The organism is Actinomycetospora flava, from assembly GCF_037400335.1.
Classification (GTDB): domain Bacteria; phylum Actinomycetota; class Actinomycetes; order Mycobacteriales; family Pseudonocardiaceae; genus Actinomycetospora; species Actinomycetospora flava.
Genome location: NZ_JBBEGM010000011.1, coordinates 125,747 through 142,572, shown reverse-complemented (window position 1 = coordinate 142,572; position 16,826 = coordinate 125,747). Strand labels below are relative to the sequence as shown.

Genomic DNA, 16,826 nt, shown 5'->3' with positions numbered 1-16,826 from the left:
ATGCCCGACGCCACCACCGGGCCCCTGACCGAGCGGCTGACCGACCTGGTCCGCGACCGTCTCGGCGTCGAGGTGCCCGCACCCGACACCGACCTCGTCGCCGAGGGCCTGCTCGACTCGCTCGCGCTGGTGACGCTGATCGTCGGCCTGGAGGACACCTTCGGCTGCCAGCTCCCGCTCGACGACTTCGACATCGACCGCTTCCGCAGCGTCGACGCGATGGCCGCGTTCCTCACCGAGGTCGGGGTGACGGCCGACTAGAGCGCGCTGACGGGCAGGCCGTGCGCCTCGCCCACGGCGGGGCTGTAGAGCTCGCCGGCGTGGGTCGCGAGGCCGTCGGCCAGCCCGGGGTCGGCGGCCAGCGCGTCGCGCCAGCCGTGGTCGGCGAGCGCCAGCGCGAACGGCAGGGTCGCGTGCGTGAGCGCGTGGGTGGAGGTGTTCGGCACCGCGCCGGGCATGTTCGCCACGCAGTAGAAGAGCGTGTCGTGCACCGGGAACGTCGGGTCGGAGTGCGTCGTCGGGTGCGACGAGGCGAAGCAGCCGCCCTGGTCGATGGCGATGTCGACGAGCACCGCGCCCGGCTTCATCCGCGCCACGAGCGCGTCGGGCACCAGCGTCGGGGCCTTCGCGCCCGGCACGAGGACGGCGCCGACGACGAGGTCGGCGTCCAGCACGGCGCGCTCGAGGTTGTCGACGCTCGAGTACATCGTCTGCACGCGGCCCGCGTAGCGCGCGTCGAGGGCGCGCAGGGTGTCGAGGTCGGTGTCCAGCACGGTGACGCGGGCGTGCATGCCGACGGCCATCTGCACCGCGGACGCGCCGGAGACGCCGCCGCCGATGACGACGACGTGGCCCGCGGGCGCACCGGGGACGCCGCCGAGCAGCAGGCCGCGCCCGGCGTTCGAGCGCATGAGGTGGTACGCGCCGACCTGCGGGGCGAGGCGGCCAGCGACCTCGCTCATCGGGGCGAGCAGGGGCAGCGCGCCGTTCCGGGTGACGGTCTCGTAGGCGATCGCCGTCGTGCCCGCGTCGAGCAGGGCGTCGGTGCACGCGCGCGAGGCGGCGAGGTGCAGGTAGGTGAAGAGCGTGAGGTCGGCGCGCAGGCGGTGGTACTCCGAGGCGACCGGCTCCTTGACCTTGACGACCATGTCGGCGTCGCCCCACACGTCGTCGGCATCGGCGAGGATGCGGGCGCCGGCCTCCTTGTACTCGTCGTCGCCGAACGCGGAGCCGAGCCCCGCGCCCTGCTCGACGGTCACCGTGTGGCCGTGGGCGACGAGCTCGCGCACGCCGCCGGGCGTCAGGGCCACCCGGAACTCGTTGTCCTTGACCTCGGCGGGCACCGCGACCTTCATCGTGCTTCTCCGTCCCTCGACTCCCCTCCAGCGTGAAATTCCTGCGCTGTGATCGGTATATGGGTGAAGAAGATTCTGTAGATTGACGGTATGCGCGAAGGATTGGACGATCCGCTCGTGCGGGCGGGGTCTGCGCCGCACGATGTGCGGGCGCTCGACGAGGTCGATCGCGCGCTGTTGGCCCACCTCGTCGCCGACGCCCGGATCACCAACGCCGCGCTGGCCGAGGCGGTGGGCATCGCGCCGTCCACGTGCCTCGCGCGGGTGCGGTCGCTGCGCGAGCGCGGGGTCATCCGCGGCTACCACGCCGACGTCGATCCGGCCGCCGTCGGGCTGCCCCTGCAGGCGATGATCTCCGTGCGGCTGCAGAGCGACGCCCGCGACCGCCTGGGCGAGTTCACGGGGCTGGTGCGCCGGCTGCCGGAGGTCCGCGACGTGTACTTCGTCGCCGGCGAGGACGACTACCTCCTGCACGTCGCGACGGCCGGCACGGGCGCGCTGCGCGACCTCGTGGCGCGGCTCAACGCCCACCGCGACGTGGCGGGCACGGTCACCAGCCTGATCTTCGACCACCTCCGGCCCGTGCCGGGTCCCGGCTCGTAGGCTGCCGTCCGTGATCGTCGGCCTGACCTTCGTGGTCCTCGCGCTCGCCCTGGCGTGGGCGCTGTGGTGCGGGGTGTCCGCGGCCGTGGGACAGGCCCCGACCGTGCGCCACCGCATCGGGCTGCTGGTGCTCGAGGGCGTGGCGCTGGTCGTCGCGCTGGTGATCGTCGTCGGGCTGGTCGTCGAGGGCGGGCGCACCACGGGCGCCGTCGTGGAGATCGTCGGCTACCTCGTGGCGACGCTGATCGTGCTGCCCATCGGCGCGGCGCTGGCGCACGGCGAGCGCACCCGGTACGGCTCGGTGGTGCTCGCGGTCGCGGGGGTCACGCTGGCGGTGCTGTCGCTGCGCACGGGCCAGGTGTGGACGGTGACCGGTGCCCGCTGAGCGGTCCCTGTCCGGCGGCCCCGGGCGCGTGCTGCTGGTGGTCTACGTCGTGTTCGCGATCTCGGCGGGCGCCCGCGCGCTGTACCAGATCGCGGTGCAGTTCGAGCGCGCACCGGAGGCCTACCTGCTCTCGGCGTTCGCGGCGGCGGTGTACCTCGTCGCCGCCGTCGCCCTGGGCCGCGGGGCGCGGCGGGTGGCGCTCGTGGCGGTGGTCATCGAGTTGGTCGGCGTGCTCGCCATCGGCACGCTGTCGCTGCTGCGCCCGCAGGACTTCCCCGACCCGACGGTGTGGTCGGACTTCGGCATCGGCTACGGCTTCGTCCCCGTGGTCCTGCCGATCCTGGGCCTGCTCTGGATCCGCCGCGCCTCAGCTATGTGAGCACTTTCCGGTGCTCTAGCACCGGAAACTGCTCACGAAGGAAGGTGAGCAGCGCGCGGTTGAAGGTGCCGGGGGCCTCGAGGTTGGGGTAGTGCGCGGCCCCCTCGATCTCGACGACATCGTGCGCGACCTCGCGGGCCATGCGCTGGTGGTCGGGGGCGTCGAGCAGGCCGACGATCGCGAGCACCGGGATCTCCAGCTCCCGGGCGCGCTCCCCGGCGTCCGCGACCGGCGTCGGCAGCACCGGCGGGCCGTCGGGCACGTGGTGCTCGAGCGTCGCGACCGCCATCTCCCGGACGTGCGCGAGCACCGCCGGGTCGACGTCGTCGAGGGGCCGGTCGATCCCGAAGCTCAGCGCGAGGAAGATCCGGATCCACGCCTCCGGGTCGCGGTCCTCCTCGGCCCGCCGCCAGCGGGCGAGCAGGTCGATGGTCGCGGGGTCGCGCCACTCCGGCTCCCCCGCCCCGGCGCCGCTGACGACGAGGCGCTCGACCAGCTCCGGGGCCTCGAGCGCGACGTCGACGGCGGTGCGGGCGCCCAGCGAGATGCCGACGAGCGCCGTCGGCCCGAGGTCGAGCGCGCGCAGGAGCGCGGCGACGTCGTCGGCGTGGCGGAACGGGGCGGTCGGGGTCGGCGACGCGCCGTGCCCGCGCAGGTCGGGGGCGACGACGCGGTGGGTGCGCGCGAGGTCGGCGATCTGGGGGTCCCAGAGCCGGTGGTCCAGCGCGCCGCCGTGCAGGAGGACGACGGGCGGGCCGTCACCGTGGTCGGTGTGGTGCAGCATGACAACCAAGGTGTCATGTTGTCAGCCATATGACAACATGGGTGTCATGAGCGAACCCGGGACCCGCCTCGCCGCCGTGTTCGACGTCCTCGGCCCGCTCTACCGGCGCGGGGTGCGGGCCGTCGAGCAGGAGGGCGGCATGCCCGTCGGGGTCCGCGCGGTCCTCGACGCGCTGGCCGGCTGCGGGCCGACGACGGTGCCGGCGCTCGGGCGCACGCTCGCGCTGTCCCGGCAGTTCGTGCAGCGCTCGGTGGACGACGCCGCCGGGCGCGGGTGGGTGCGCACGCGCGAGAACCCGGCGCACCGCCGGTCGGTGCTCGTGGAGCTCACGGCGTCCGGGGAGCAGACGCTGACCGACGTCCGCGACGGCGAGCGCCGGGAGCTCGGAGCTCTCGAAGAAGCCCTGGACCCCGACGACCTCGACGCCTGCCTGCGCGTCCTGCGCGCCCTGTCCGCCCGCCTCACCGACCACCCCACGTGAGTGCTTTCCGCCCCTATAGGGCTGGAAAGCGCTCACATGGGCCGGTCAGCCCAGCCCGGTCCCCTCGACGCCGCGGCGCCAGTAGCCGTCCAGGTCGACCGCCGCCGTGGGCAGGAACGCGCGTAGGCGCCGGCGCACCGGGCGCAGGGCGCCGGCCTCGGCGCCCATCCACGCGAACCCGTCGCCCGCGGGCGGGGTGAACGCGGCGACACCCTCGTCGAGCAGCGTCGTCGTGCCCGGCGCGACGTCCCCGCGACGGCGCCAGTCGACCCTCACGTGCCCCGGGACGTCGCCGAGGTAGGCCTCCTCGGCGGCATCCGCGACCTCGACCACGATGTGCACGGGCACCGTCGGCAGCTGGTCGATCCACCGCGCCAGCGCCGGCAGGGCGGTCTCGTCACCGCCGAGCAGGTACCAGTCACGCGCCTCGACCGCGAGGCTCGAGCGGGGGCCGTGCAACCACAGCGCACCACGCGGGTCCTCGGCCCACGTCCCGGCGAGCCCGCCGCCGTGGCGCACGAGGTCGATCTCGACGACGCCGGCCGCGGGGTCGTGGCGGCGCAGCGTGTACTCCCGGTACGGCCGCGGGATGCCCGCCGGCGGCACGACGAGCCCGCGCGCGTTCAGTTCCGGTTCCGGCGGCTCCTCCCCCGGCGCCGGCGGGAAGAACACCTTCGCGTGGTCGGTCGGCCCCGCCACGGGCAGGTCGTGCAGGTCGCCCGCGAGGCGGACCCGCCGCATCCGCGGCGTGAGATCCCACGCCTCGACGACCTCCACCCGCCGCGGACGCGACGCCTCCGGCGTGTGCTCGACGTGCGAGACGATCGGGGCGTCGCGGACCACCATGGCCCCACGCTAACGAGCGCGGTCCCCCTCCCCGATCAGGACGGCCTCCGCGCCGGCGGCGACGGCGCCGGGCCTTCCCCGGCCGACGTGCACCGGAGTCCGTCGAGGAAGACCGCGAGCCGCCGGTCGCGGTGCCCGGGCTCCTCGCCGGGAACGGGCAGACAGAGGAGGGCCACGGCGTGCAGGAGCTCCTGGGCGTCGAGGTCGTCGCGCACGCGGCCGGTGGCGGCCGCCGCGGCGAGCAGCGGTCGCAGGGCCGGCTCGATCCGCGCGTCGAAGTGTCCGCGCAGCGCCTCGAACGCCGGATCCTCGGAGTGCAGGGCGTGCGCGAGGCCCTGCTTGTGCGCGAGGAGCGCGGTGTAGCGATCGAGCCACGCGACCAGGGCCGTCTCCGGGTCATGGGCGGCGCCGAGCGTCGCGACCGCGTCGGCACAGGTGTCGATCTCGTGGCGGAGCACTGCCAGCACCAGGTCGGAGCGACGGGGGAAGTGCCGGTAGAGGGTGCCCACGCCGAGCCCGGCCCGGTCGGTGATCTGTTTCGCGGGGGCGTCCACCCCCTCGTCGGCGAAGACGGCGGTCGCCGCCGCGACCAGCGCGTCCATGTTCTGGCGCGCGTCGACCCGGCGACGCCGCGGCGGCGTGCCGTCTCCCACCGCACGGTCGGGCTGCTCGCTCATGGTCTCTCTCGTTGCTCAACCGGAAAGCTCTTCCGTATATTAACGGAAAGCTCTTCCGCTTCCACTGCAGCACAGCGACGAGAAGGACACATGAGCGACATCCTGGTCACCGGCGCCACAGGGCTGGTCGGGTCACGACTGCTCGCACGCTTCCACGCCGACGGGCACGCCTGTCGCGTCCTGGTCCGCCCGGGCCGAGAGCTCCCGCCGGGCGTGGAGGTCGCCGAGGGCGACGTCCTCGCCCCGGACACACTCGGGGACGCGCTCGCGGGCGTGTCGACGATCATCCACCTCGCGGCGTCGTTCCGTGACGGCAACGACGAGCAGACGTGGGCGGTCAACCTCACGGGCACGCAGAACCTGATCGACGCCGCCCGCGCCCATGCCCCCGACGCCCGGTTCCTGATGGCCAGCACCAGCAACGTCTACGACGCCGGCGCCGACCACCCCGCCCGCGAGGACGACGCCCTGCACCCGGTGCTCGCCTACCCCGCGAGCAAGGCCCGGGCGGAGGAGGAGCTCCGCGCCAGCGGTCTGACCTGGAGCATCCTGCGACTGCCGTTCGTCTACGGCGAGGGGGACGGTCACCTCGAGGCGGCGCCCCGCATGATGGCCCGGCGCGGCTGGCATCCCGCCCACCGGATGAGCGTGGCGCACCACGCCGACATCGCCCACGCCTTCGCGATCGCCGTCACCGGGGCCATGGACGGTCTGACGGTCAACATCGCCGACGAGGCTCCGCCCACGCTCTACGAGATCGCCCAGATCGTGGGCGAGACCTACCCCGCGTCGGACGAACCGCTGACCGACCCGTGGCACCTCCACGTCGACGCGACGCTCGCGCGGCGCCTCGGGTTCCGGCCCAGGGTGCGGACCGTGTACCAGGCGCTCGCCGAGAACCTCCTGTAGATCCCGACGGGCGTTCGAGCCCTCAGGGCCGGACCCGGTAGCGCAGGTGCACCGCGCCACTGGCGAAGCGCCTCTCGCCGACCAGCTCCAGGTCGAGCCGCACCCCCTCGGGCAGGAAGCGGGTGCCGCCGCCGACCACGACGGGCATGACCACCGGCGCGATCTCGTCGACCAGCCCCGCCGCGAGCGCCACGGCCGCCAGGCCGGGCCCGTCGACGGTCAGGTCGCCGGACTCCTTGAGCTCCCGCACGGCGTCGGCGTCGAACTCCCGCTCGATGCGGGTGCGCGCGCTGGCGACCGTGTCGAGGGTCCGGGAGTAAACGATCTTGTCGGCCGCCTGCCAGGTCTTCGCGAACTCCGCCACCTCCGGCGGCTCGTCCGGCAGCGCGTCGGCGGTCTCCCAGAACACCATCGTCTCGTACATGCGGCGCCCGTAGAGGTAGGTGCGGACGTCCCGGACCATCTCCTCCATGGCGGAGTGCAGCTCGGGGTCCTCGGCGATGCCCCAGCCGAAGTCGCCCGCGGCATCGGCGGTGTAGCCGTCGAGCGACGTCAGCATCGAGTAGATCAGACGGCCCATCTCACGCTCTCCTCTGGTTGCATTTCACAACTGGTTGGCAGCGTAGCGGCTCGTGCTAGGACTCGGGAATGCTCCAGTGCCTCGCCGACGCCGTCGGACCCGACCACGTCCTGCCGGGCGACGACCCGTCCGTCGCGGAGCTGTGCGCCGACGAGGCTCTCGGCGTCCCGGCCGGCAAGCCCGTCGCCGTGGTGTGGCCGGGCGACCGCGACGAGGTCGCCGCCGTGGTGCGCGCCGCCCGCGACGCCGGGGTCCCGCTGACCGCCCGCGGCGCCGGCACCGGGCTCTCCGGCGCCGCGACCCCCGACGACGGCGCCGTGCTGGTCTCGTTCGCGCGGATGGACCGGATCCTCGAGATCGACCCCGTCGACGCGGTCGCGGTCGTCCAGCCCGGGGTCTCGCTCGCGGACCTCGACGACGCCGCCGCCGCGCACGGCCTCACCTACCCGGTGCACCCGGGCGAGACGTCGGCGTCGCTGGGCGGCACCGTCGCGACCAACGCGGGCGGGATGCGCGCGGTGCGCTACGGCGTCACCCGCTCGCACGTGCTCGGGCTGGAGGCGGTGCTCGCCGACGGGGCCGTGGTGCGCACGGGCGGGAAGCTCACGAAGATCTCGTCGGGCTACGACCTCACCCAGCTGCTCGTGGGCTCGGAGGGCACGCTCGCGCTGGTCACCGAGGTGACCGTCCGGCTCCACCCGCGCCTGCCCGCGCGGCGCACCGTGCTGGCGCCGTTCCCGTCCGCGGACGCGATGATCGCGGCGGTCGGCAGGGTCGTGTCGTCGGGGCTGGAGCCGGCGATCTGCGAGTACCTCGACGGGCCGACGATGCGCGCGGTGTGCGGGGCCGCCGACCTGTCGCTGGGCCTGCCCGACGACCTCGTCGACGCCGACCACCTGCTCGTCGAGCTCGCGGGCCGCCGCCAGGAGCGGGTCGACGAGGACGCCGAGGAGCTCGCCGACGTCCTCGGGGCCGCCGGTGCCGCCGACGTCTTCGACCTGCCCGCGGGCTCGGCGCGCCGGCTCGTGGAGGCGCGCGAGAAGGCGTTCTGGGCGGTCAAGGCCGCGGGCGCCGACGAGATCGTCGACCTGGTCGTGCCCCGCTCGGCGATGGCCGCGTTCCTGTCCCGGGCCCGCGCGGCCGGCGACGCGCACGGCTCGCGCGTGCTCGGGTGCGGGCACGCCGGCGACGGCAACGTGCACCTGGCGGTGTTCCAGCCGGACCCCCAGCGTCTCGCCGCGACTCTCCACGACGTCTTCGCCGCCGGGACCGCCCTGGGCGGGGCGGTGTCGGGCGAGCACGGGGTCGGACGGGCCAAGGCGCACCTGCTCGCGGAGTTCGGTGATCCGGTGGCGCTCGACGTCGTCCGTCGCATCAGGGCCGCCCTCGACCCCGACGGCGCGCTGAACCCCGGCTGCTCGGTGCGGTGACGCTAGGGTCGCGACGTGGCGGAGCTGGTCATCGCCCGCAACCCCGATGCGGGCTCGTCGCTGGGGTTCCTGCTCTGGCTGCCGCTGGGCGACGGCCTGGTGTTCCGCACGTCGGGCACGTGGCCGCGGACCAAGGCGCTGTACTGCCACCCCGCCGAGCCCGGGGAGTGGCCCGCCGACCCCGAGGTCGTCGAACGCGTCGCGCTGCGCTCGTGCGCGCGGCGGGGTGCGGCCATCGACGTCGTGCTCGACCGGGCCCGCGAGAACCGGTCCCAGATCGTCTACACCCGCGGGCGCGGCCGGGACATGGTGTTCTGGCAGTCGCCGCGCACGCGCAAGCAGGCGCGTCCGCAGGTCCGGACACCGACGGCGCGGGCGCCCGGTGCGGACGAGCTCGAGATCCTCGTCGACGCACACGAGCGCTACCCGTACACGTTCCCGTCCCAGCAGGTCCGGACCGCCCGGCGCACGCTCCCGGCCGGCGACTACGGCGTCGTGCTCGGCGGGACGCTGGTCGCGTCGGTCGAGCGCAAGTCGCTGTCGGACCTGGTCTCCAGCGTCAGCAGCGGGCGCCTGCGGTTCGCCCTCGGCGATCTCGCCGCGCTCCCCCGCGCGGCCGTGGTCGTCGAGGACCGGTGGTCGCAGGTGTTCGCGCAGCGCCACGTCCGGCCCGCGCAGGTCGCCGACTCCCTCGCCGAGCTGCAGGTCCGCTGGCCGGCGATCCCGATCGTCTTCGCCGAGACGCGCCCGCTCGCCGAGGAGTGGACGTACCGCTTCCTGGCCGCCGCACTGGCGTGGGCGCGCGACGAGAACGCCGTCGGCACCCGGCTGCCGGGGGCGGTGACCGAGCTGTCCTCGGGGACGGCACCGGAGCCGTCGACCGCCGAGGTGCGGGCGTGGGCCCGCGAGCAGGGCATCGCCGTGCCCGACCGCGGACGGCTCCGGCCCGAGGTGTGGGAGCGGTACCGGGCGGCGCACGGTTGTCCCGACGGGGATCACGACCGACACTCGTGAGCATGGGCAACGATCCCGACGTCGTCGTCATCGGGGCCGGGTTCGCCGGGCTCTACGCCGTCCACCGCCTGCGCGGGCTGGGGCTGTCCGTGCACGGGCTCGAGGCGGCCGACGGCGTCGGCGGCACCTGGTACTGGAACCGGTACCCGGGCGCGCGGTGCGACTCGGAGAGCTACTACTACTGCTACGCGTTCTCCCGGGAGCTCGAGCAGGAGTGGGACTGGTCGGAGCGCTACCCGGGCCAGGCGGAGATCCTGTCCTACCTCGAGCACGTCGCCGACCGCTTCGACCTGCGGCGGTCCTTCTCGTTCTCGACGCGCGTCGTCTCCGCGTCCTGGGACGGTGCGCGCTGGGTGCTCGAGACCGAGGACGGCGCGCGGTGGACCTGCCGGTGGCTCGTGACGGCGGTGGGCTGCCTGTCGTCGGCGAACGTGCCCGACATCCCGGGCCTGGAGTCGTTCGCCGGCGAGTGGCACCACACCGGGCAGTGGCCGCACGAGGGCGTCGACGTCGCGGGCCGGCGGGTCGGGGTGGTCGGCACCGGCTCCACCGGCATCCAGGCGATCCCCGTGCTCGCGGCGTCGGCCGGGCACCTCACGGTCTTCCAGCGGACGGCGAACTTCAGCATCCCGGCGCGCAACGCCCCGCTGTCCGCCGACGAGGCGGCGGGCTACAAGGCGGACTACGCCGCGATCCGCGCGGTCCAGCAGGCGTCGACCAACGGGCACCCGTTCGTCATCAGCGACGTCGACACGCTCGCCCTGTCCGACGAGGAGCGCCGCTCGCTCTTCGAGCGCGCCTGGGAACGCGGCGGCCTGCGGTTCCGCGCGGCGGTGCGTGACGTGCTCGCCGACCCGGCGGTGAACGAGAAGGCGTCGGACTTCATCCGGTCGAAGATTCGCACGACAGTCGACGACCCCGTCGTCGCCGAGGCGCTCACCCCGCGCGACCACCCGTTCGCCACCAAGCGCCCGCCCATCGACACCGACTACTTCGAGACCTACAACCGGCCGAACGTGTCGCTCGTGGACGTGCGGGCGGACCCCGTCGATGCCGTCGTGCCGGGCGGGGTGCGGCTGGCGTCGGGAGCCGAGCACCCGCTCGACGTCCTCGTGTTCGCCACCGGCTTCGACGCCCTGTCCGGCCCGCTGCTGCGCCTCGGCCTGCGGGGCGCCGACGACGTGACCCTCGCCGACGCGTGGGCCGAGGGCGCGGCGACCTACCTCGGGCTCGGCGTCGCGGGCTTCCCGAACCTCTTCACGATCACGGGCCCGGGCAGCCCGTCGGTGCTCACCAACATGCCGACCTCGATCGAGCAGCACGTCGACTGGATCGCCGACCTCGTGACCTACCTGCGCGCCCACGACCTCGACGCCGAACCGACCCCCGAGGCGCAGGCGCGGTGGGCGGAGCACGTGCGCGAGGCGGCCGACGCGACGCTGCTCCCGCAGGCGGCCAGCTCCTGGTATTTGGGCGCGAACGTGCCCGGCAAGCCGCGTGTGTTCCTGCCCTACGCCGGCGGGTTCGCCCGCTACCGCGGGATGTGCGACGCGGAGGCGGAGGCGGGCTACCCGGGGTTCGCGCTGCGCTCGCGGCGGCGGGCGGCGTAGGCGGCGCCGAGCGGCACTCGGCGCATGATCGTCCGGCGGTGGCGTCTGCGGAACGCGCCGGTCGGCTTCGGAGGCGCGCGGCTCCCGGTCGGCGAGAGGCACCCTCCGGATGATCATCGCGCCTCGCCGCCTGCGGAGCGCGCCTCTCGCCCCGCCGCACCAGCGCATACATGCCCGCCGGCCCGCCGGCCCGCCGGCCCGCCGCCCCGGCGTGTCGCGCCGGCGAGCGTGTGACGATCCTGGCGTCACATGCCGGGGATGCCGCATCGCTCGCGCGTCCAAGATCGTGGCGCCTTTCCTGACGTTCAACGTCAGCGTGGCCGCCACGCTGACATACGACGTGCGTCAGGGGTCAGGCGGTCTGGAGGGCCGGGCGGTCGGGGTGGTCGGCGCGGACGACGAGGTCCGCCACGCTCACCGGGTCGACCTCGTCGGCGTAGCGCGCGTAGGCGGGCAGGGTCCACGCCTCGTCGGCGGGGGTGCGGCGCTGGAGCACCGTGTCCGAGAGGGCGAGGTGCACCGCGAGCTCCGCCGGCAGGCCGCGGCCGAGCAGCAAAGGGCCGTCGACGACCACCACGCCCGACGCCGGCAGCGAGACCCGCTCCGCGCGTGCCGCGCGCTCGACCTCCACGTCCCAGAGCCGCGGCAGCACCTCCCCGCTGCCGCCGGGACCGAGCGGGGCGAGCACCTCGCGCACGAGCGCGCCCGCGTCGAGCCAGTCGTCGTAGAACGAGTCGGGGTCGGTGCGCCCGCGCTCGAGGCGCACCGACGCCGGGCGCAGGAAGTCCCACGCCGACACCCGCACCACGGGCCGCGAGCGCACCCGCAGCGGGTCGACGAGCGCGTCGGCGAGCACCTCCGGGCGGGCCGGCGGCGCCCCGTCGACCAGCACCCGGACGTGTCCCGGGCCGGCGCGCTCGATCGCGGCGACGAGCTCGCCGGCCAGGGCGTCGGGGGTCAGGGGGCGGATCGGCATCCCCTCGAAACTACGTCGCCGTGCGCTCCGAGCGCGCCGCGTCGTCGATCGCGTCCTGGCCCGCGTTGTCCTCGGACGCGAAGTCGGCCTCGTCGGCCTCCGGCGGGCGCGGGTGCATGAGCAGCAGGGCGCCCAGCGAGACCACCGCGCAGATCACGATGTAGATCGAGATCCAGAAGCTCGACCCGGTCGCGGCCAGGATCGCCGCGGCGATGAGCGGCGCCGGGCCGCCCGCGGTGATCGAGGCGAGCTGGTAGCCCAGGCCCGCGCCGGTGTAGCGGATGCCGGTGCCGAAGCTCTCGGAGATCAGCGCCGCCTGCGGCCCGTACATCAGGTCGTGGAACACCAGGCCGAGGATCATGCCGAGCAGGACCAGCCCGCCGGTCCGTGTGTCGAGCAGCGCGAAGTACGGGAACGCGTAGAGCCCCGTCAGCACGACGCCCGCGCCGTACACCAGGCGCCGCCCGATCCGGTCGGAGAGCCACCCGAAGAACGGCACGCTGACGATGCCGATGCAGGCCGCGAAGATCAGGTAGAGCAGCAGGTCGCTGCGCTCCAGGTCGAGCTGCTGGGTGCCGTAGACCAGGACGAACGAGGTGAACAGGTAGAACGGGCCCTGCTCGGCGGTGCGGACGAACATCGCCTTGAGCACGTCGCGCCACTGGGTGCGCAGGGTCTCGGCCAGCGGCAGCTTCGCGACCTTGCCCGACGTCTTCACCTGGGCGAACGCCGGCGACTCGAGGACCGTGAGGCGCACCCAGAGCCCGATGCCGATGAGCACCACGCTGGCGATGAACGGCACCCGCCAGCCCCAGGCGAGGAACTCGGGGCCGGAGAACTGCCAGACCACGAACGTGCCGAGCGCGAGCCCGATCGGGACGCCCGCCTGCGGCCAGGCCGCCATGAGGCCGCGCTGGCGGCGGTGGCCCCACTCCATGGCCATGAGCACCGAGCCGCCCCACTCACCGCCGACGCCGATGCCCTGCAGCACGCGCAGCAGCGTCAGCAGGATCGGGGCGAGCACGCCGATCGTCTCGTAGGTGGGCAGCAGGCCGATGACGACCGTCGCCCCGCCCATGAGCAGCAGCGTGGCGACGAGGCTGTACTTGCGGCCGATGCGGTCGCCGTAGTGGCCGAAGATCGCGGCGCCGATGGGCCGCGCGGCGAACCCCACGAACTGCGTCGAGAACGCCAGCAGGACCCCGCCCGCCTCGGAGTTCGCGAAGAACAGCGGCCCGAACACCAGCGCGGCGGCGGTGTTGTAGAGGAAGAAGTCGTACCACTCGATGGTCGTACCGACGGTGCTCGCGACGACGGCCCGGCGCTTGAGCGCCCGACGGTCGGCTCCGGCGGGAAGTGTGCTCATGCCGGACCATCGTTGCGACTTCACTCACACAGGGCAATAGCTCGGGCGCTCCGCGTGACTACGCCGTTCGGAGCAGCACCGGTCAGATCACCGAGAAGCGGTCGGTGAGCGGCTCGCCGTCACTGCGCGAGATGAGGCAGCTGACCTCGCGGCCACCGCGCGTGGCTCCCGCCGACCCCGGGTCGGCGAACGCCGCCCGGCTCGGCACCACGGCGGTCATGCGCAGGTCGTCGCGGTCGACGCCGCTCGCGGACGGCACCAGCAGGTCGGAGTCGACGTACATCGCGCAGAAGGCGCGCCCGAAGTCGGCCAGGGCGGCCTCGCCCGGGTACGACACCGCGCGGCCCTCGCCGATCGGCGCGGTCGACGCGACGACCTCGACGTCGTGGGGCGTGCCGCACTGTGCGTCGGCGTCCGCGCCGAAGCCGCCGCCGGAGGCCAGCTGCCCGCGCGCGCACTGGCCCTCGAACAGCGTGAACTGCTCGAGGTCGCCGCCCGCCCCGAACGTCAGCACGTCGGGGGCGGCGGTGAACGGGCGCCAGCCGGCCATGAGCGCGCCGGCCAGCAGCACCACGAGGACGGCGGCCACGGCCCCGGCGGCGAGGACCACACGTCGCGGTACGGCCGGGCGCGCCATCCTCACGGTGCTCAGTTCTCCTGCTCCACGTGCAGCGCCTGCTCCTCGACGGTGCCCGGCTCCCGGTCGATGCCGGCGACCTCGCCGATCGTGTCGTCGGCGGGCAGGCCGGTCGGCTCCGCGCTGCCGTTCGCGGACGAGACGCCGAGCTGGACCTCGCGCTCCTCGTCGGCGAGCAGCTCGGCCTCCGTCGCACCGTCGCCGCCCTGCGTGTCCAGCACCGCGGCGCCGCCGACGCCGTCGACGGCGTTCGCCGGGTCGTCGACCGACTCGTCGAGCTCGTCGATCGGCGTGTCCGCGAGCGGCCGGTCCGGCGGCTGCTCGGCCTCCGCCTCGGGCTCCTCCTGCGGCAGGCGGTAGTCGATGCTGGGGGACTCGGTCTCCCATTCCTGGGTGCCGCCGAGCCGCACGTCGCGGCTGTAGCCCTCGGGGGCGTCCATGCCGTCCTCGAGCGGGTCGGCACCCATGCGGTCCTCGTCCATGACGACGGACGGCTCGGCGTCGAGGGCGGAGATGTCGTTCTCCACCTCGGCCTCGATCCGGTCGACGGGCTCCTCGCTCACGCGTCCTCGCTCCTCATCGCGACAGCGGCGGACAGTCTCCGCCGTCCCGCAGCGTTTCCCGTCGGCGGGTCCCGTCATGCGCCCGGCACGGCCGGGTGAGGTGTGGGCGCGGCGAGCGGCTCAGCCCCGGATGCGCGTGGTGCCCTCGCCCCACTCCTTCGCGCGCAGCTCGAACTTCTGGATCTTCCCGGTCGACGTCTTGGGCAGGTCGTCGACGATCTCGACGTCGCGCGGGGCCTTGTAGCGCGCGATGGTGCCCTTGACGTGCTCGATGATCGCGTCGGGCTCCGCCGACTGCCCGGAGCGCAGGATCACGAACGCCTTGGGCCGCTCGCCCCACGTGTCGTCGGGCACGCCGACCACGGCCGCCTCGAGCACCGCCGGGTGGGAGAGCACGGCCTGCTCCACCTCGACGGTCGAGATGTTCTCGCCGCCGGAGATGACGACGTCCTTGGCGCGGTCGCGCAGCTCGACGTAGCCGTCGGGGTGCATGACGCCCAGGTCGCCCGAGTGGTACCAGCCGCCGGCGAACGCCTTGGCCGTCGCGTCGGGGTCGCGGAAGTAGCCGGACATGACGTTGTTGCCGCGCATGACGATCTCGCCCATCGTCTCCCCGTCGTGGGGCACGTCGACGAGCTCGACCGACGCCCAGTCGGTGACGCCCTCCCCGAGCGTCTCCACCACGCGCAGCGGCTCGGTCTGGAGCATCCCGACACCCTGGCGGGCCTGCAGCTTCGCCCGCGCGTGCTCCTCGAGCCCGCGCCACTCCTCCTGCCACTGGCACACGGAGTAGGGCCCGTAGGTCTCGGTGAGCCCGTAGACGTGCACGATCCGGAAGCCCATCTTCTCCATCTCGAGGATGGTGGTCGGGCTCGGCGGCGCGCCGGCGGTGGTGACGACCAGCGCGTAGTCCAGGGTCCGCGCCTCCGCCGCGTTCATGATCGTGGTGACGACGGTCGGCGCGCCGTTGAGGTGGGTGACCCGGTGCTCGCCGATGAGGTTCCAGATGGCGTCGCCGCGCACCTCGCGCAGGCACACGTGGGTGCCGCCGATCGCCGTGATCGCCCACGGCGTGCACCACCCGTTGCAGTGGAACATGGGCAGCGTCCACAGGTAGACCGTCGACGGGTCGTGGTACGAGTGGACGATCTCGCCGAAGGAGTTCAGGTACGCGCCGCGGTGGTGGTACTGGACGCCCTTGGGACGCCCCGTGGTGCCGCTCGTGTAGTTGATGCTGATCGTGGAGCGCTCGTCGGTGATCTCCCAGGCGAGGTCCTCGCCCTGGTCACCGCGGGTCAGCAGGTCGTCCCAGGTGGGGCCGTCCACCGACGCGCCCGCGTCCGGGCCCTGCGGGTCGACGAGGGTGACGATCTCGCGCACGGTCTCCAGCGAGCCCGCGATCGGCTCGACGGTGCCCCGCAGCGCCGAGTCGACGATCAGCACGGTCGCCTGCGAGTGGTCGAGGATGTAGCGCACCTCCTCGCCCGACAGGCGTGTGTTCACCGCGACGAGCACGGCCCCGGCCAGCGGCACGCCGAAGTGTGCGACGAGCATCGGCGGCACGTTGGGCAGCAGGCACGCCACGCGGTCGCCGGGCTGCACGCCGCTCGCGCGCAGGGCGCGGGCCAGGCGCTGGGCCTGCTCGGCGAACCGGGCGTAGCTCGTGCGCTCGGTCCCGTGCACGATCGCCGTCTTGTCGGGATAGACGTCGGCGGAGCGGCGCAGGAACGCGAGCGGCGTGAGCGGGGTGATCCAGGTCTCGGGCGCGGTCACGCCCCGGATCATCGCCCGTCGCCGTGTGTCGGGCCAGGGCCCCCTGCGTGACGGCGGGCGTAGTCGGGCCGCTCGTCCGACCCGGGCGCCGTCTCGAGCCCCTCGGCCGCCCAGGCCCGGAAGCCGCCGACGACGTCGGTGGCCCGGTGCAGCCCGAGGTCCTGCAGGGCCGCCGCCGCGAGCGAGGACGTGTAGCCCTCGGAGCACAGCACGATCCACTGCTGGTCGTGGTCGGTGGCCTCGGCGACGCGGGCGTCGGAGGCGGGGTCGAGGCGCCACTCGAGGTGGTTGCGCTCGATCACCAGCGCGCCCGGCACCGTGCCCTCGTCGAGGCGCTGCCAGCCGGGGCGGATGTCGACCAGGCGCCCGCCCGCCGCGACGGCCGCGGCCGCGTCGGCCGGGTCGAGGCGGTGCAGGCGGGCCCGCGCGTCGGCGAGGATCTCGGCGATCGTGGTCAC

Annotated in this window: 20 protein-coding genes; 9 read left to right on the top strand and 11 right to left on the bottom strand. The window is 74.2% G+C overall.

All coding sequences use genetic code 11. From position 1 onward, the window contains the following. The gene (locus tag WCD58_RS24070) at positions 1–261 is read left to right on the top strand and encodes an acyl carrier protein (RefSeq protein WP_337705619.1); all 261 of its coding nucleotides are present in this window, start codon (positions 1–3) and stop codon (positions 259–261) included. On the opposite strand, the gene ald is transcribed toward WCD58_RS24070, so the two are convergent. Further along, a complete protein-coding gene (gene ald / locus WCD58_RS24065) occupies positions 258–1,355 on the bottom strand; it encodes an alanine dehydrogenase (protein WP_337705618.1) in 1,098 nt (365 codons plus the stop codon). The two genes, WCD58_RS24070 and ald, sit on opposite strands and share 4 nt — an antisense overlap. 90 nt (positions 1,356–1,445) lie before the next feature. Here ald and WCD58_RS24060 point away from each other — a divergent pair, with 90 nt between their 5' ends. From WCD58_RS24060 to WCD58_RS24050, 3 genes are read left to right on the top strand one after another with little or no spacing between them, the layout of a single operon-like run. Then, positions 1,446–1,958 (top strand): Lrp/AsnC family transcriptional regulator, encoded by a 513-nt coding sequence (locus tag WCD58_RS24060; protein ID WP_337705617.1) that lies wholly within the window; start codon positions 1,446–1,448, stop codon positions 1,956–1,958. Positions 1,959–1,968: 10 nt separating this feature from the next. Next, positions 1,969–2,343 carry a hypothetical protein gene (locus WCD58_RS24055; RefSeq protein WP_337705616.1) on the top strand — a complete coding sequence of 125 codons (375 nt, stop codon included), beginning with the start codon at positions 1,969–1,971 and terminating at the stop codon, positions 2,341–2,343. Beyond that, complete coding sequence (locus tag WCD58_RS24050) at positions 2,333–2,722, top strand: hypothetical protein (protein ID WP_337705615.1); 390 nt, start codon at positions 2,333–2,335, stop codon at positions 2,720–2,722. Before WCD58_RS24055 ends, WCD58_RS24050 begins: the two co-directional genes overlap by 11 nt. Here WCD58_RS24050 and WCD58_RS24045 read toward each other — a convergent pair. After that, positions 2,715–3,506: an alpha/beta fold hydrolase gene (locus WCD58_RS24045; protein WP_337705614.1), complete on the bottom strand. Its 792-nt coding sequence runs from the start codon at positions 3,504–3,506 to the stop codon at positions 2,715–2,717. The two genes, WCD58_RS24050 and WCD58_RS24045, sit on opposite strands and share 8 nt — an antisense overlap. Positions 3,507–3,552: 46 nt before the next feature. Between WCD58_RS24045 and WCD58_RS24040 the strand changes: the two genes are divergently transcribed. After that, entirely contained in the window at positions 3,553–3,987 is a 435-nt protein-coding gene (locus tag WCD58_RS24040) for a MarR family winged helix-turn-helix transcriptional regulator (RefSeq protein ID WP_337705613.1), read from the top strand. Between the two features lie 45 nt (positions 3,988–4,032). Here the strand turns inward: WCD58_RS24040 and WCD58_RS24035 are convergent, their stop codons facing one another. Together WCD58_RS24035 and WCD58_RS24030 are read right to left on the bottom strand one after the other, a co-directional pair. Then, the gene (locus WCD58_RS24035) at positions 4,033–4,833 is read right to left on the bottom strand and encodes a siderophore-interacting protein (RefSeq protein ID WP_337705612.1); all 801 of its coding nucleotides are present in this window, start codon (positions 4,831–4,833) and stop codon (positions 4,033–4,035) included. 35 nt (positions 4,834–4,868) lie between these two features. After that, a complete protein-coding gene (locus tag WCD58_RS24030) occupies positions 4,869–5,510 on the bottom strand; it encodes a TetR/AcrR family transcriptional regulator (protein WP_337705611.1) in 642 nt (213 codons plus the stop codon). 90 nt (positions 5,511–5,600) lie between these two features. On the opposite strand from WCD58_RS24030, the gene WCD58_RS24025 reads away from it, so the two are divergent. Continuing rightward, positions 5,601–6,419 carry an NAD-dependent epimerase/dehydratase family protein gene (locus tag WCD58_RS24025; protein WP_337705610.1) on the top strand — a complete coding sequence of 273 codons (819 nt, stop codon included), beginning with the start codon at positions 5,601–5,603 and terminating at the stop codon, positions 6,417–6,419. A 22-nt stretch (positions 6,420–6,441) separates the two neighbouring features. Here WCD58_RS24025 and WCD58_RS24020 read toward each other — a convergent pair whose 3' ends face one another. Beyond that, the gene (locus WCD58_RS24020; RefSeq protein ID WP_337705609.1) at positions 6,442–6,999 is read right to left on the bottom strand and encodes a dihydrofolate reductase family protein; all 558 of its coding nucleotides are present in this window, start codon (positions 6,997–6,999) and stop codon (positions 6,442–6,444) included. Between the two features lie 68 nt (positions 7,000–7,067). Here WCD58_RS24020 and WCD58_RS24015 point away from each other — a divergent pair, with 68 nt between their 5' ends. The 3 genes from WCD58_RS24015 to WCD58_RS24005 are packed head-to-tail and all read left to right on the top strand — an operon-like array spanning position 7,068 to position 11,053. Continuing rightward, positions 7,068–8,429 (top strand): FAD-binding oxidoreductase, encoded by a 1,362-nt coding sequence (locus WCD58_RS24015; RefSeq protein WP_337705608.1) that lies wholly within the window; start codon positions 7,068–7,070, stop codon positions 8,427–8,429. Positions 8,430–8,444: 15 nt separating this feature from the next. Then, positions 8,445–9,443 (top strand): ERCC4 domain-containing protein, encoded by a 999-nt coding sequence (locus tag WCD58_RS24010; RefSeq protein ID WP_337705607.1) that lies wholly within the window; start codon positions 8,445–8,447, stop codon positions 9,441–9,443. Positions 9,444–9,445: 2 nt separating this feature from the next. Further along, a complete protein-coding gene (locus tag WCD58_RS24005; RefSeq protein WP_337705606.1) occupies positions 9,446–11,053 on the top strand; it encodes a flavin-containing monooxygenase in 1,608 nt (535 codons plus the stop codon). 352 nt (positions 11,054–11,405) lie between these two features. On the opposite strand, the gene WCD58_RS24000 is transcribed toward WCD58_RS24005, so the two are convergent. From WCD58_RS24000 to WCD58_RS23975, 6 genes are all read right to left on the bottom strand, one after another. Next, a complete protein-coding gene (locus WCD58_RS24000; protein WP_337705605.1) occupies positions 11,406–12,029 on the bottom strand; it encodes a nucleoside/nucleotide kinase family protein in 624 nt (207 codons plus the stop codon). A gap of 10 nt (positions 12,030–12,039) precedes the next feature. Further along, the gene (locus tag WCD58_RS23995; protein WP_337705604.1) at positions 12,040–13,395 is read right to left on the bottom strand and encodes an MFS transporter; all 1,356 of its coding nucleotides are present in this window, start codon (positions 13,393–13,395) and stop codon (positions 12,040–12,042) included. A gap of 82 nt (positions 13,396–13,477) precedes the next feature. Further along, complete coding sequence (locus WCD58_RS23990; RefSeq protein WP_337705603.1) at positions 13,478–14,032, bottom strand: hypothetical protein; 555 nt, start codon at positions 14,030–14,032, stop codon at positions 13,478–13,480. A gap of 11 nt (positions 14,033–14,043) precedes the next feature. Continuing rightward, the gene (locus tag WCD58_RS23985) at positions 14,044–14,595 is read right to left on the bottom strand and encodes a hypothetical protein (RefSeq protein WP_337705602.1); all 552 of its coding nucleotides are present in this window, start codon (positions 14,593–14,595) and stop codon (positions 14,044–14,046) included. A gap of 120 nt (positions 14,596–14,715) precedes the next feature. Continuing rightward, positions 14,716–16,380: an acyl--CoA ligase family protein gene (locus WCD58_RS23980; RefSeq protein ID WP_337705601.1), complete on the bottom strand. Its 1,665-nt coding sequence runs from the start codon at positions 16,378–16,380 to the stop codon at positions 14,716–14,718. Beyond that, the gene (locus WCD58_RS23975; RefSeq protein ID WP_337705600.1) at positions 16,377–16,826 is read right to left on the bottom strand and encodes a rhodanese-like domain-containing protein; all 450 of its coding nucleotides are present in this window, start codon (positions 16,824–16,826) and stop codon (positions 16,377–16,379) included. Before WCD58_RS23975 ends, WCD58_RS23980 begins: the two co-directional genes overlap by 4 nt.

Bases quoted from the DNA above. Each gene is read 5' to 3' on its own strand.
- WCD58_RS24070 (WP_337705619.1), top strand. From the start codon at position 1: ATGCCCGACGCCACCACCGGGCCCCTGACCGAGCGGCTGACCGACCTG.
- ald (WP_337705618.1), bottom strand. From the start codon at position 1,355: ATGAAGGTCGCGGTGCCCGCCGAGGTCAAGGACAACGAGTTCCGGGTG.
- WCD58_RS24060 (WP_337705617.1), top strand. From the start codon at position 1,446: ATGCGCGAAGGATTGGACGATCCGCTCGTGCGGGCGGGGTCTGCGCCG.
- WCD58_RS24045 (WP_337705614.1), bottom strand. From the start codon at position 3,506: ATGCTGCACCACACCGACCACGGTGACGGCCCGCCCGTCGTCCTCCTG.
- WCD58_RS24040 (WP_337705613.1), top strand. From the start codon at position 3,553: ATGAGCGAACCCGGGACCCGCCTCGCCGCCGTGTTCGACGTCCTCGGC.
- WCD58_RS24035 (WP_337705612.1), bottom strand. From the start codon at position 4,833: ATGGTGGTCCGCGACGCCCCGATCGTCTCGCACGTCGAGCACACGCCG.
- WCD58_RS24030 (WP_337705611.1), bottom strand. From the start codon at position 5,510: ATGAGCGAGCAGCCCGACCGTGCGGTGGGAGACGGCACGCCGCCGCGG.
- WCD58_RS24025 (WP_337705610.1), top strand. From the start codon at position 5,601: ATGAGCGACATCCTGGTCACCGGCGCCACAGGGCTGGTCGGGTCACGA.
- WCD58_RS24020 (WP_337705609.1), bottom strand. From the start codon at position 6,999: ATGGGCCGTCTGATCTACTCGATGCTGACGTCGCTCGACGGCTACACC.
- WCD58_RS24015 (WP_337705608.1), top strand. From the start codon at position 7,068: ATGCTCCAGTGCCTCGCCGACGCCGTCGGACCCGACCACGTCCTGCCG.
- WCD58_RS24005 (WP_337705606.1), top strand. From the start codon at position 9,446: ATGGGCAACGATCCCGACGTCGTCGTCATCGGGGCCGGGTTCGCCGGG.
- WCD58_RS24000 (WP_337705605.1), bottom strand. From the start codon at position 12,029: ATGCCGATCCGCCCCCTGACCCCCGACGCCCTGGCCGGCGAGCTCGTC.
- WCD58_RS23995 (WP_337705604.1), bottom strand. From the start codon at position 13,395: ATGAGCACACTTCCCGCCGGAGCCGACCGTCGGGCGCTCAAGCGCCGG.
- WCD58_RS23990 (WP_337705603.1), bottom strand. From the start codon at position 14,032: ATGGCGCGCCCGGCCGTACCGCGACGTGTGGTCCTCGCCGCCGGGGCC.
- WCD58_RS23980 (WP_337705601.1), bottom strand. From the start codon at position 16,380: ATGATCCGGGGCGTGACCGCGCCCGAGACCTGGATCACCCCGCTCACG.